This window comes from Roseobacter cerffii (assembly GCF_054226325.1).
The window spans coordinates 163596-176531 of record NZ_CM135757.1; the positions used below are offsets into that span (position 1 = coordinate 163596).

The following is a 12936-nucleotide window of genomic DNA, read 5'->3' on the forward strand; positions in this document are numbered from 1 at the left end:
CAATGAAAAAACTTGCCATGGCGGCAGTGGGCGGCACCCTCGCAGGTATCCTTGCGACCACGCAGGTGGTAGGGCCCCTTCTGGCGCAGGAAAGCGCGAAGTCGAGCAATGTCTACGAGCAACTCGATCTCTTCGGTGACATCTTTGAGCGGATCCGGGCGCAATATGTCGAAGAAGTGGACAGCAAGGAACTGATCGAAGCGGCGATTGACGGGATGCTGACCTCGCTCGATCCGCATTCCAGCTACCTCTCGCCCGATGACGCCGCGCAGATGCGCGTCCAGACCCGCGGTGAGTTTGGGGGCCTCGGCATCGAGGTCACGCAGGAAGAGGGCTTTGTGAAGGTCGTCTCGCCCATCGACGGCACACCTGCGGATGAGGCCGGTGTCGAGGCGGGCGATTTCATCACCCATGTGGATGGGGAATCCGTGCTCGGCCTGACGCTGGATGAAGCGGTGGAGATGATGCGGGGGCCGGTGGGCTCGGAAATCCTGATCACGATCGTTCGCGAGGGCGAGGTAGAGCCCTTTGACGTGTCGATCATCCGCGACACCATCAAGCTGACCGCAGTGCGCACACGGACTCAAGGCGATACGGTCGTGTTGCGCGTCACAACGTTCAACGACCAAACCTACACCAACCTCGAAGCGGGTCTCGAAGAGCAGATCGAAGAAGCGGGCGGGATCGACAAGATCAATGGCATCGTGATCGACCTGCGCAACAATCCAGGTGGTCTGCTGAACCAGGCGATCCGGGTGTCGGACGCTTTCCTCGAAGAAGGCGAGATCGTGAGCACCCGGGGCCGCGAGATCCAGGACGGGGAGCGTTTCAACGCCACCTCCGGTGACCTGGCCGAGGGCAAGCCAATCGTGGTTCTGATAAATGGTGGTTCGGCCTCGGCCTCCGAGATCGTTGCCGGTGCGCTGCAGGATCACCGCCGCGCGATCGTCGTGGGAACCAAGAGCTTTGGCAAAGGGTCGGTGCAGACGGTGATGCCGCTGCGAGGCGAGGGCGCGATGCGCCTGACCACCGCACGCTACTACACCCCGTCGGGCCGCTCGATCCAGTCGCTGGGCGTCTCTCCGGACATCGTGGTGGAGCAGCCCCGGCGTGTGCCCGAGACAGAGGAAGAGGACGACTCGCCGCGCAGCTTGCGTTCCGAAGCGGATTTGCGCGGCAGCCTGAACAACGACAGCCTGTCGGAAGATGAGATCAAACAGATCGAAGCGGACCGGGCCAAGGCAGAAGCGGCAGCGGCACTGCGCGAAGAGGATTATCAGCTGGCCTATGCCATCGATATTCTCAAAGGTCTGAATGCGCTGGTGCCGGTGGAGTAATCCCCGCCAACTCAGACACACAAAGAACCCCGCCCCTGAACGGCGGGGTTTTTCATTTAGGCGGTCTCGACACAGTGGCGGCGAAAGGCGCGTTTCAGCAGATCAAGCTCAGCGCGCAGCAGATCGACCTCGGCGCGCAGATCGTCGCCCAGAGCTTCCCCCGCGATCAACGTGACGCTGTCCAACCGTGCCCCGGTTTCGGCGTTGCTGATCAAGATGGTCTGAACCCCGTCAGCAATGGCCTCGGCAGGCAGGGGGAACTGCAGAAGCCAATCGGTGGTCCCATCAACGGCTGTCATCGTGACGTCCGGCACCTGTGTCTCGAGATGGGTGACGCTGATCTCTGGTGCGGTCGTTCCACCGCCGGAAACGATACCTTGCCAGACCCCGCCTTGCATCTTGGTTTTGGTTACGACCAATTCGCCCATCCGTAACGTCTCCTAGATCTGCGCGCGTTGACGGCGCGAGAAGGTCAGATCCCGCAGGGTCACAAGATTCATGTCCGGCCCCTCGAAGATCAGGTCAATCCAGGCCCGTTCGACGCGCTGTTCGTTCAGGTTGGAATAGGCGAGATCGAAATCCACGGTGACGGATGCATCCCGCAGATCGAACTCGCGCACCATCTGTTCGGTGTTGGGACCGTGCCGAATGTTCAGCCGCGCGAAGATCTCAATGGGCTTTTCCATGTCGATGAGGGTGCTCAGTTGCAGGATATGCGTGCGTTTCAACCCGTCGATGGCGGGGTCCGGCAAGTCGAGCACGACCGAGAGAAAGGAGCCGTCAAATCGGAAGACATCGACCCGCAACCCGTATGGTGCGAGGTCTTCCTGCCGTGCGTTTCGGACCTGCCGCAGGGTGAGCTCTGACCGGTCGCAATCATGGAAAACGGTGATCTCATCTCCGACCTTTGCCTGATTCCGGATCCCGGCCTGCCCCGGGGTTGCCAACGGGCCGCGCCAGAGCTCGGGGCGCCAGGACCAATCGGCATTGTGCGGTTTCGGAAAGCTGTTTGACCCTACGACCGGCAGGGCCAGACGTTCGTCCGCGGTGTGAATGAGACGGTCGAGATGAGCGCGCAACATCCGCGCACGGGTGCGCTGTCGCCGCAGCAGGCTCAGCTTGGCTGTCTTGGCGTCGCGCGCCGACAGCGCCCAGCGGTGCAGCGCCCGGCGATAGATCGCCGTGTCCCAGAAGGTGTCGCCGCTTTTACCCATCCGTCCTGTCTGCCTCGCGCTGCGCATTTCGGTTATCCACCGAAAGGGTTGCGAGAGTATAAACCACGATTGCGGGACAATCCGCTTCTTTTTTCTTGATTGTGTCGTGTGATGGCTGGCCCCGCGTATGGCGGGCACCAGCGATACCGATCAGAGCGCCATATACTCGTGACCTTCTTCCTTGGCGCCGGGATGCGTGACCGCGCCAAGATATGTCGGGCCCACGAGCTTGGCATATTTCCAGAGCGCGCCTGCGCCATAGATCGTCGGGCGCGGCCCGGTCCAGGCAGCCTTGCGCTCGGCCATCTCGTCATCCGACACATCGACCGAGATGGTGCCTTCGAGCGCGTTGAGCGTGATCATGTCGCCGTCTTTCAGCAGCGCGATGGGCCCACCATGCGCCGCCTCGGGACCCACGTGGCCGACACAGAACCCGCGCGTGGCACCCGAGAAGCGGCCATCGGTGATCAGCGCCACCTTCTTGCCCATGCCTTGACCCGAGAGGGCGGCTGTGGTCGCCAACATCTCGCGCATGCCGGGCCCGCCCGCGGGGCCTTCGTTGCGGATCACGAAGACGTCGCCTTCTTCATAGGTGCGGTTCTGCACCGCCTCGAAGGCGTCCTGCTCGCATTCGAAGACGCGCGCGGGGCCGGTGAAGAGGAGGTGCTGCGGCTCCATCCCGGCGATCTTCACGATGGCGCCTTCCGGGGCGAGGTTGCCTTTCAAGCCGACCACGCCGCCCGTCGTGCTGAGCGGGGTTTCGACCGGGTAGATCACGCGGCCATCCGCTTCAAGCGAGACCTTGTCCAGCTCTTCGCCGATGGAGCAGCCGGTCACGGTCATGCAGTCTTCGTGGATCAGCCCCGCCTTGCGCAGCTCTTTCATGACCACGGGGACGCCGCCCACCTCGTACATGTCTTTCGCCACATACTGGCCGCCGGGCTTCAGGTCGACGAAATAAGGCGTGTCGCGGAAGATCTCGCAGACATCTTCAAGGAAGAAATCGATGCCTGCCTCATGGGCCATTGCGGGCAGGTGCAGGCCCGCGTTGGTCGACCCACCCGTGCACGCGACGATCCGCGCGGCGTTTTCGAGGCTCTTGCGCGTGACGATGTCCCGCGCGCGGATGTTTTTCTCGATCAGGTTCATCACCGCCGCGCCCGAGGCTTCGGCATAGGCGTCGCGGCTCTCATAAGGCGCAGGTGCACCCGCGGAGTTTGGAAGGGCGAGACCAATGGCCTCTGACACACAGGCCATGGTGTTTGCGGTGAACTGGCCGCCGCAGGCGCCTGCGGAGGGACACGCAACGGCTTCGAGCTTCTCTAGCTCGCAGGTGGTCATATTGCCCGCCTGATGCTGGCCCACCGCTTCGAAGACGTCCTGCACGGTCACGTCCTTGCCGTTCAGCCGCCCGGGCAAGATCGACCCGCCATAAAGAAACACGGAGGGCACGTTCAGCCGGATCATCGCCATCATCATGCCGGGCAGGGATTTGTCGCAGCCCGCGAGCCCTACGATGGCGTCGTAGCAATGCCCGCGCATGGTCAATTCGACCGTATCGGCGATGGCCTCGCGCGAGGCGAGGGACGAGCGCATACCCTCATGTCCCATGGCGATTCCATCCGTCACGGTGATGGTGGTGAATTCGCGCGGCGTCCCGTATTCGCGCTTCACGCCCATCTTGACGGCCTGCGCCTGACGGTTGAGCGCGATGTTGCAGGGGGCGGCCTCGTTCCAGCAGGTGGCGACACCGACCAGCGGCTGGTGAATCTCCTCCTCCGTCATGCCCATGGCGTAGTAATACGACCGATGCGGCGCGCGCGCGGGCCCTTCGGTTACATGGCGACTGGGCAGTCTGGATTTGTCGAAGCGCTGGCTGGTCATGGGCTGTCTCCCCCTCAAAAACGTCCCTGTTCGAATAGCCAACCCCCCGATGGCCTGCAAGCCACAAGCGTTCAGATATGCACACGGCCTGACCATATGTGCGCTTGTATTGGCATAGGTGCAGCCCTAAGTAGTTGAATCACCCGTGAGTGTGCGCCTGACGCCCCGCACCCGGTGCTGCGTCAGCCCTATACCGAAAGCCATTGCATGGAATCTTCACTCTTTGCGTTCATTTGGAAATTTTCCAAACGAGAGCAGCTCTTTCTGCTGTTCTTCACGCTCTTCACCTTCCCGTTCCTCTACGCCACGCTCGAGCTGCCGAAGCGGATCATCAACGATGCCATCGGGGCCGCCACAGAAACGGTGACGGTGATCGGGATCAGTATGACCCAGACACAGTTCCTGATGGCCCTGTGCTTTGCCTATCTGGGCGCGGTGCTGGTGCACGGGCTGCTGAAAATGCGGTTGAATACAATGAAGGGTGTGCTGGCCGAACGCATGCTGCGGCGCTTCCGTTATCGGCTGATCAACCGGATGACGCGCTTTCCACGCAGCTATTTCCGCAATACGAGCCAGGGCGAATTGGTGTCGATGGTCACATCCGAGGCCGAGCCCATGGGCGGGCTGATGGGCGATGCGGTGGCACAACCGGTGTTCCAGGCGGGGCAGATGCTGATCATCGTGATCTTCCTCTTTGCCCAGAGCGTGTGGTTCGGGCTGGCAGGTGTCGCGCTGATCCCGCTGCAGGCCTGGCTCATCCCGATGCTGCAGCGCCAGATCAACCAGCTGAACAAGAAGCGCATCGTAGAGGTGCGCAGCTTCTCCTCCGAGATCGGCGAGACAGCGGCGGGCATTGGTGATCTGCGCACAAATGGCGGCCTGCGCTATCGTCTTGCGACGTTCACGGACCGCCTGGGGCGGCTCTTCGAGATCCGCTTCCAGATCTACCAGAAGAAATTTTTCATGAAGTTTCTCAACAACTTCATTACGCAGCTGACGCCCTTCTTCTTCTATTCCGCGGGCGGATACCTTGCGATCCGGGGCGACATCACCGTGGGCGCGCTGGTCGCGGCACTGGCGGCTTACAAGGATCTCAGCTCCCCTTGGAAAGAGCTGCTGACCTATTACAACCAGGTGCAGGATATGTCGCTGCGCTGGGATATCGTGACAGAGCGTTTCGCGCCGAAAGGCATGATCGACGAGAAGCTCTTTGAGGGTGAGCCCGAAGAGGTGCCGCACCTCGATGGCGCGATCTCCATCGACAATGTGACCGTGCGCAATTCGGATGGAAACCCGGTTCTGGAAAGCATCAGCCTCGAGATACCGGCGGGCGCGCGTGTGGCGATCCAGACAACCAGCCAGGTGGAACGTACGGCGCTGGCCGAACTTCTGACGCGGGAAGTGCTGCCCGCACGGGGCAGCGTGACCGTCACCGGGCATGATTTGTCGGAACTGCACCAATCGGTGATCGCGGCGCGCATCGGCTATGCTCATTCCCGGCCTTATCTCTTTGATGGCACGTTGGGCGACAACCTGTTGATGCCGCTCAAATCGAGCCCGAAGACGGTGCTGTGGGACCCCGACCGCAAGGATCGCAAGACGACCGAGGCCAAACGGGCAGGCAACAGTCTGGACAGTATCAAGGCCGATTGGCTGGATCCTGGGCTGGCAGGGCTGAGCTCGGCCGAAGATATTCGCGGCTGGTGGTTCCAGCTGGTTGAAGCGATGGGCATTGACGAGTTGATGTTCCGCCGGATGCTGACGTCGCGCATGGACGCGGACGCGCACACGCAGCTCGCCGCCTCGATTGTCTCGCTGCGCGATGAGGTGCACGCGCGGCTGATCGAAGAGGGCCTCAACGAATATGTGAACCGGCTACACCCGGAGGAATTCAACCCGTCAATCCCGCTGGGCGGTAACCTGATGTTTGCCGCGCCCAAACGCCAGATTTCGCAGCGCGGGCTGGCCGCGGAAAGCGGGTTGGTCGAACTCATCACCGAGCTCAATCTGGCGGAACAGGCCATCGCCATCTCGCAAACGCTGATCGAGACGCTGCACCAGACCTTCGGGCGTGACGGCACGAGCCATCCGTTGTTCACCGCACTGGATATTGAAGAGGAGCTTTATGACCGCCTCGTCGACATCGCCACCCGGCGCAAGGAGAAGGGTGATGGGGCGCTGACGGAGGAAGAATTTACTCTGCTCCTGACAGTCCCATTCGCCTTCACCGCAGAACAGATCGGCCCCGGTTTCCCTGAAAGCTTCAAGACGGAAATCCTGGAAATCCGTGCGAGCAAGGGCGAAGAGATGCGCGAGCGGATGCGTGGGCTTTTTGTGCCGATCCTGCCGGAAAACTACCTGCCGCGCCTGACGCTCATTGAGAACGCGCTCTATGGGCGCGTTTCGTCCATGGCGGGTGTGCAGGGCGAATTGATCGAAGATCTCGTCGCCGAGGTCCTGTCGAAACATGGCCTCAAACGACAGGTCGCCGAGACTATTCTCGACGTCAAGACCGGGCTCGGCGGGACCAATCTGGCCGGTGTGTTCCAGGAGCGCGCGGCCTTCAGCCGGGCCGGGATCAAGCGGCCCGATATCCTGATCCTCGACACCGTTCTGGCCAGCCACGATGCGGCGAGCCGCAAACGCGCGCGCGCCAAGCTGCAGGACCTGCTGCCCAATACCACGATGATCTTCCTGGAAGACAAGTTCGAGAACCCGACGGCCTATGACATGTTCGTCGAGATCAAGAACGGGCGCATCGATGGTGAGGAGCAGGGTGACAGCACCGAGACGGAGGACAGCGGCTCCGATGATTTGCGCCGGAAAATCCGGGTCATCTCGCGCACGCCGCTCTTCGAGAACCTGGATTCGCGCTCGCAGCGGCTGCTTGCCTTCTCGGCCCAATGGTACAAGGCCAAGAAGGACCAGCGCATCTTTACGATGGGCGAAAAACCGGACGCGGCCTACCTGTGTCTGTCCGGCTATGCCATGATGGGCTACCGTGATGACGATGACGAATGGCATGATGTGACAGCCGTGGGTCCGGGTCGGTTGATCGGCGATCTGGCTGTCATCCTCGATGAACCGCGGCAGTTGGATCTCGTGGCGCAGGAAGAGACTAAGTTCCTCCGCATCGGCGCCGATGAGTTTCGAGCGGTGATCGAGACGGACCCGAAGGTTCTGATGAGCCTGTTGCAGACGGTGGCTGGCCATTTGACGGGGGCTGCGGAGCTTTTGCGCGAGGCGCGTGTGAGCATCCCGCAGGACGATCAGGAATACGCACGAGCAGACGCGTAAGGAGAGTGATCCATGTTCTGGCGCACCGCTTACCGCGCGCATGAGCGCCTGATCGCACCCGCCCGCGAGACGGCTCAGATCTGGCGGCTGGTCATGGGTCTGATCATTGCCGCCGGCGTCTATCTGATCTGCAATCAGACCTTCTTTCAGACGCTCTTCACCTGGCAGGGCCGTAATGCCCGCAGCTTTGCCGATACGCTCGATCGGGGCGACACGCCGATGGCGATGTTCCTGCTGCTCTTCAGTTTCGGGTTCATGATCGTCGGCGTGGCCGTGGCCTTGCGCGTGGTCCACAAGCGCGGCTTCGGCGGGACGCTGGGTGATCTGCCCTTATGTTTCAGGCAACTGCGGGACGTTCTGACCGTTCTGATCGTGATCAACGCGGTGATCTGGGTTTTGCCGCCCTGGGGGATGGATGCACCGCTGGTCTCGAACCTCAACCTTGGTGTCTGGCTAATCCTGTTGCCGGTCTCTCTTCTGTCCGTCCTCATTCAGGTGAGCGCCGAGGAGGTGCTCTTTCGCGGCTATCTCCAACAGCAACTGGCCGCACGGTTTCGCGCCCCGCTGGTGTGGATGCTGATCCCATCGGTCCTCTTTGGCCTTGGACACTACCTGCCCGAAGAGGCGGGGCCAAATGCGCAAGCCATCGCAATCTGGGCGACGGTGTTCGGGCTCTTGATGGCCGACCTCACCGCCCGCGCGGGCACGCTCGGCCCGGTCATTGCGGTGCATTTTGTCAACAACGTCACAGCCATCCTGATCATCTCAATGCCGGACAGCCTCTCCGGCCTCGCACTCTACCACAGCCCGTTTTCACTGGCCGACAGCGAGGCTGTGGCGGCTTGGCTTCCGGTCGATTTTGGCTTCATGCTGGTCAGCTGGCTGGCGGCCCGTCTGGCCATCCGCCGTTGATTGCACTTTCCCCGGGACGGGATTAACTAGAGGCAAGGGACGCCAAAGGAACCGCCATGAACTGGATCACGAACTATGTCCGGCCGCGGATCAATTCGATCTTCTCGCGCCGCGAGACGCCGGACAATCTGTGGACCAAATGCCCCGAATGCGGGACAATGCTGTTCCATCGCGAAGTGTCGGACAACCTGAACGTCTGCACCAACTGCAATCACCACATGCACATCACGCCGCGCGACCGCTTCACAGCGCTGTTTGATGGCGGCATTTTCACCGAAGTACCGGTGGAAGCGCCCAAGGCGGATCCGCTGAACTTCCGGGACCAGAAACGCTATCCGGATCGGCTGAAGGCGGCGCAGAAGCAGACCAATGAGGCCGAGGCGATGCTGGTCGCCAGTGGCGAGATCGGGCGCACGCCGATCGTGGCTGCGGCACAAGACTTCTCCTTCATGGCCGGATCCATGGGCATGTACGTGGGCAATGCCATCATCGCAGCCGCCCAGGAAGCTGTGAAACTCAAGCGCCCCTTGATCCTCTTCTCTGCTGCTGGCGGCGCGCGGATGCAGGAAGGCATCCTGAGCCTTATGCAGATGCCGCGCACCACGGTGGCGGTGCAGATGCTGAAAGAGGCGGGCCTTCCGTACATCGTTGTGCTGACGCACCCCACCACGGGTGGCGTGACGGCCAGCTATGCGATGCTGGGCGATGTGCATATTGCCGAGCCCAACGCGCTGATTTGTTTTGCTGGCCCGCGGGTGATCGAACAGACGATCCGCGAGAAGCTACCCGAGGGGTTTCAGCGGGCAGAGTACCTGCTGGATCACGGGATGCTCGACCGGGTCACCCCACGCGGGCAGATGCGGGATGAGCTGATCTCGATTACGCGGATGCTGCTGGGCCTGCCGCCCGCGGTGCGGGGTGATTTGCCACCGCCGGAGCCGCCCGCGGACCTTCCACATGCGCTGTCGGAAGAAGAAGACAAAGCCGCCGAGCCCGAGCAGAAATGACCTCCGCCTCATCGGACGTCATCCTGCAACGGATGATGACCTTGCACCCCAAGATCATCGATCTGACACTGGATCGGGTCTGGCGCCTGCTCGCCGCTCTTGGCAACCCGCAGAATGACCTGCCCCCGGTGATCCATATTGCCGGGACCAACGGCAAAGGCTCGACGCTTGCAATGATCCGCGCGGGCCTGGAGGCGTCAGGCAAGACGGTGCATGCCTATACCAGCCCCCATCTCGCTCGGTTCCACGAGCGCATCCGCGTCGCAGGGCAATTGATCTCGGAAGATGATCTGACGGCGGTGCTGGACGAGTGTTATGCTGCGAACAACGGGGAAAACATCACTTACTTCGAGATCACCACCTGCGCAGCACTTCTGGCCTTTGCGCGGGTGCCTGCGGATTACACCTTGCTGGAGGTCGGTCTCGGCGGGCGGCTGGATGCGACGAACGTCGTAGCGCAGCCGGAGATGACCGTGATCACACCCGTGTCTCTCGACCACCAGCAGTTTCTGGGCGACACGCTGGGCGAGATCGCCTTTGAGAAGGCGGGGATCATCAAGCGTGGCGTGCCCTGTGTCGTCGCGCGTCAGGAGGAGGCAGGGCTCGATGTGATCGAGCAGGTCGCGACGCGGCTGGGTGCGCCAGTGCTGGCCCATGGGCAACACTGGCACATAGGGCCCGAGCGGGACGGGATGATCTATCAGGATGAGCAGGGGCTGCTGGACCTGCCGCGCCCCAACCTGCCCGGTGATCATCAGATGATGAACGCGGGCGCCGCCCTCACGGTGTTGCGGCAACTTGGTATCGATAATGTGGCTTGCGAGGCAGCGATCACCCGGGCGGAATGGCCCGCTCGGATGCAACGCTTGCGCACAGGACCGTTGATCGAGGCCGCGCCGAATGTCGAGCTGTGGCTGGATGGTGGGCACAACCCTGCAGCCGGGGTGGCACTGGCTCAGCACCTGGCGGATCTGCCGAGCCGACCCACCTATCTCATTTGCGGCATGCTGAACACGAAGGATGTTGGCGGCTATCTCGGCCCGTTGGCGAAGGCTGCTCAAGCGCTGGTCGCCGTGTCGATACCCGGTGAGACGAACACCCTGCCCGCCGAGGCGACTGCCGGGGCCGCGCAGGAAGCAGGTTTCGAGGCATCGACGGCATCGACGGTCGGTGAGGCGCTGGAGCGGGTCGCGGCGCAGACACCAAATGCACGGGTGTTGATTTGCGGGTCGCTCTACCTCGCGGGTGCGATCCTGCGCGAGAACGGATAAGCGCGATTTCCGTCCCAAATCGAACAAATCCACAACTCTAGATTTAGCTCTACCCGCAGTATATTGACGGCATGTGGAGAGCGCACCTATATATTGCGTCGGGTATGATGTGCGGGAGACAACCTCGGTCAGCGAGGTGGCCGCACCTCGGGGAACTGTCATGGATCAGAACGGTCGGGAGCGCACTTCCGAGTTGGATTTGACGCGCATGATCGTGCGTCCGCAGGCACCGTCCGCTGCAGTCTGGTGGCCGGTCGTTGCACTTCTTGCGATGGCTGTGGTGGTTGTTCCGGGCGTGATGATCTTCAAGATGGGCGTCGCCCCCGAACCTTCGCACAAAGCGCCGGTCGCGCAGGTGTCAGTGCCGCAGGTCTCCCGCACTACGACGTTTCTGCTGGACCTACCGCGCCCGGTGCCCGCGCTGTCCGGCCCGCCGATCAGCGTGCAGCTGCGACAGCCCATACGGATCACGGACCGCTCGGCCAAGAGGCATGATCTGAGATGGCTGGTTGCCCGAGCCCTCGACCGGTTTGACCACGTGGCAGCCGATCAGGATGTTTTGCAGACGACTCTTGTTCGCGTGCTGGCCGAAGGCCGCAGCGATACTTACGTCGATGCTGCCCTGAATGCTGCGCTGGCGCGAGGCGAATTCGCCGTTCCCATCGCGCTGGCCACGCCCTTGGGTGAGATTGACACGCCGCGGCTGCTGCTGGCCGTTCTAGAAGAAGCGCAGGGCTAAAGACCCCAGCCGTCCGACTGCATTTCGCGCAGGCGTGAAGCGGTGCGTTCGAACTCAAATGTGCCTTCGCCTTCGAGATAGAGCATCTCGGGCTTCGCGGCTGCCGAACAAATCAGCCGCACCTTGGCTTCATAGAGCGCGTCGATCAGCGTTACAAAGCGTTTCGCCTCGTTGAAATTGTTTCGCGACAGGGTTGGAATGTTGTCAAGCATCAGCACCTTCACCGCCTCGGCGAGTGCGAGGTAGTCCGCGGGCCCGAGTGGTTTGCCGCACAGGTCGTGGAACCCGGCCCGCGCCACACCGTTGCGGAAGGCGGGCAGCTCCACCTCTCGGCCCTTGACCTTGAGGATCAGGGGTTCGCCTCGCCCGCCCGCAAAATCGCTCCAAACCGCGTCCATCGCAGCACGCGCGTCGGCATTGATCGGCGTGAAATAGACCGGTTGCCCGCCGAGTCGGTCCTGCCGATAGTCAGTCGGGCTCGCCAGTTCCACCACATGCATCTTCTCTTTGATCAGGGCGATGAAGGGCAGAAAGAGATCGCGGTTGAGCCCGTTGAGATAGAGGTCATCCGGCACCCGATTGGATGTTGTCACAACGACAACCCCGTCAGCAAAGAGCGCCTCGAAGAGCCGTCCGACGATCATCGCGTCAGTGATATCGGTGATCTGCATTTCGTCGAAGGCGAGCAGGCGCACCGAGGCAGCCACATCGGCGGCCACCGGGGCAATGGCGTCTTCCACCCCGGTCTTGCGCACTTCATGCATGGCGCTGTGGATTTCCTGCATGAAGGCGTGGAAATGCACCCTGCGGGCAGGGATGCCCTCCAGATGTTCGACGAAGAGGTCCATCAGCATCGACTTGCCGCGCCCCACCCCGCCCCAAAGATAGAGACCCTTTGGCGGCTCGGGAGGCTTGCGGAACAGGCCCTTCTTCACAGGCGTCTGGAGCGCGGTCCTGATCCGATCAAACTCCGGCAGAACGGTCAATTGCGCGTCGTCCGGTTGCAGGGAGCCGTCGTCGATCAGGCCTTGATAAATGTCGCCCAGCGTTTGCATTTCTCCGCCATAACGCGGCCATGTGGCGGAGAAAAGGCTGCTTTGGAGCATTTCGACTTATAGGTGAATCGGTTTGCAAGACCACTTGGCCAAGCCTGGGCCGTGAAAACTGATAATCGCTGTTTCAGATTACAGTCGAAATGCGCAGGCATCAGAAATTGTGATGTCAGCGCAAAAAATGCTGAATTGACCGATGCGGGCCTCCGCGTAGTGTCTCGAC

General features: G+C 61.8%; 10 protein-coding genes. 6 read left to right on the forward strand and 4 right to left on the reverse strand.

Annotated elements, in window-relative coordinates; genetic code table 11:
* Window positions 1-2: 2 nt before the first annotated feature.
* Window positions 3-1337, forward strand: coding sequence for a S41 family peptidase (locus tag ACVC7O_RS00790; protein WP_458324204.1), 1335 nt, complete (start codon window positions 3-5; stop codon window positions 1335-1337).
* A 56-nt stretch (window positions 1338-1393) separates the two neighbouring features.
* On the opposite strand, the gene ACVC7O_RS00795 is transcribed toward ACVC7O_RS00790, so the two are convergent.
* From ACVC7O_RS00795 to ilvD, 3 genes are all read right to left on the reverse strand, one after another.
* Window positions 1394-1765: a hypothetical protein gene (locus tag ACVC7O_RS00795; RefSeq protein WP_458324205.1), complete on the reverse strand. Its 372-nt coding sequence runs from the start codon at window positions 1763-1765 to the stop codon at window positions 1394-1396.
* A 12-nt stretch (window positions 1766-1777) separates the two neighbouring features.
* The gene (locus ACVC7O_RS00800; protein WP_458324206.1) at window positions 1778-2551 is read right to left on the reverse strand and encodes a DUF6478 family protein; all 774 of its coding nucleotides are present in this window, start codon (window positions 2549-2551) and stop codon (window positions 1778-1780) included.
* Window positions 2552-2701: 150 nt separating this feature from the next.
* Window positions 2702-4435, reverse strand: a complete 1734-nt coding sequence (ilvD, locus tag ACVC7O_RS00805; protein WP_458324207.1) for a dihydroxy-acid dehydratase — start codon at window positions 4433-4435, stop codon at window positions 2702-2704.
* A 207-nt stretch (window positions 4436-4642) separates the two neighbouring features.
* Here ilvD and ACVC7O_RS00810 point away from each other — a divergent pair, with 207 nt between their 5' ends.
* The 5 genes from ACVC7O_RS00810 to ACVC7O_RS00830 all read left to right on the forward strand — a co-directional run bounded on the left by ACVC7O_RS00810 (window position 4643) and on the right by ACVC7O_RS00830 (window position 11661).
* Complete coding sequence (locus ACVC7O_RS00810; RefSeq protein ID WP_458324208.1) at window positions 4643-7732, forward strand: ABC transporter transmembrane domain-containing protein; 3090 nt, start codon at window positions 4643-4645, stop codon at window positions 7730-7732.
* Window positions 7733-7744: 12 nt separating this feature from the next.
* Complete coding sequence (locus tag ACVC7O_RS00815) at window positions 7745-8644, forward strand: CPBP family intramembrane glutamic endopeptidase (RefSeq protein ID WP_458324209.1); 900 nt, start codon at window positions 7745-7747, stop codon at window positions 8642-8644.
* A 56-nt stretch (window positions 8645-8700) separates the two neighbouring features.
* Window positions 8701-9651: an acetyl-CoA carboxylase, carboxyltransferase subunit beta gene (accD, locus tag ACVC7O_RS00820; RefSeq protein WP_458324210.1), complete on the forward strand. Its 951-nt coding sequence runs from the start codon at window positions 8701-8703 to the stop codon at window positions 9649-9651.
* A complete protein-coding gene (locus ACVC7O_RS00825; RefSeq protein ID WP_458324211.1) occupies window positions 9648-10922 on the forward strand; it encodes a bifunctional folylpolyglutamate synthase/dihydrofolate synthase in 1275 nt (424 codons plus the stop codon). The genes accD and ACVC7O_RS00825 overlap by 4 nt, the downstream gene beginning before the upstream one ends.
* Before the next feature lie 160 nt (window positions 10923-11082).
* Window positions 11083-11661 (forward strand): hypothetical protein, encoded by a 579-nt coding sequence (locus ACVC7O_RS00830; protein WP_458324212.1) that lies wholly within the window; start codon window positions 11083-11085, stop codon window positions 11659-11661.
* On the opposite strand, the gene zapE is transcribed toward ACVC7O_RS00830, so the two are convergent.
* Window positions 11658-12716: a cell division protein ZapE gene (gene zapE / locus ACVC7O_RS00835; protein WP_458324213.1), complete on the reverse strand. Its 1059-nt coding sequence runs from the start codon at window positions 12714-12716 to the stop codon at window positions 11658-11660. The two genes, ACVC7O_RS00830 and zapE, sit on opposite strands and share 4 nt — an antisense overlap.
* Between the last annotated feature and the right edge of the window lie 220 nt (window positions 12717-12936).

What these genes read in the sequence shown, in the direction of transcription:
- ACVC7O_RS00790 (WP_458324204.1), top strand. Translation starts at nt 3, where the DNA reads ATGAAAAAACTTGCCATGGCGGCAGTGGGCGGCACCCTCGCAGGTATC.
- ACVC7O_RS00795 (WP_458324205.1), bottom strand. Translation starts at nt 1,765, where the DNA reads ATGGGCGAATTGGTCGTAACCAAAACCAAGATGCAAGGCGGGGTCTGG.
- ACVC7O_RS00800 (WP_458324206.1), bottom strand. Translation starts at nt 2,551, where the DNA reads ATGGGTAAAAGCGGCGACACCTTCTGGGACACGGCGATCTATCGCCGG.
- ilvD (WP_458324207.1), bottom strand. Translation starts at nt 4,435, where the DNA reads ATGACCAGCCAGCGCTTCGACAAATCCAGACTGCCCAGTCGCCATGTA.
- ACVC7O_RS00810 (WP_458324208.1), top strand. Translation starts at nt 4,643, where the DNA reads ATGGAATCTTCACTCTTTGCGTTCATTTGGAAATTTTCCAAACGAGAG.
- ACVC7O_RS00815 (WP_458324209.1), top strand. Translation starts at nt 7,745, where the DNA reads ATGTTCTGGCGCACCGCTTACCGCGCGCATGAGCGCCTGATCGCACCC.
- accD (WP_458324210.1), top strand. Translation starts at nt 8,701, where the DNA reads ATGAACTGGATCACGAACTATGTCCGGCCGCGGATCAATTCGATCTTC.
- ACVC7O_RS00825 (WP_458324211.1), top strand. Translation starts at nt 9,648, where the DNA reads ATGACCTCCGCCTCATCGGACGTCATCCTGCAACGGATGATGACCTTG.
- ACVC7O_RS00830 (WP_458324212.1), top strand. Translation starts at nt 11,083, where the DNA reads ATGGATCAGAACGGTCGGGAGCGCACTTCCGAGTTGGATTTGACGCGC.
- zapE (WP_458324213.1), bottom strand. Translation starts at nt 12,716, where the DNA reads ATGCAAACGCTGGGCGACATTTATCAAGGCCTGATCGACGACGGCTCC.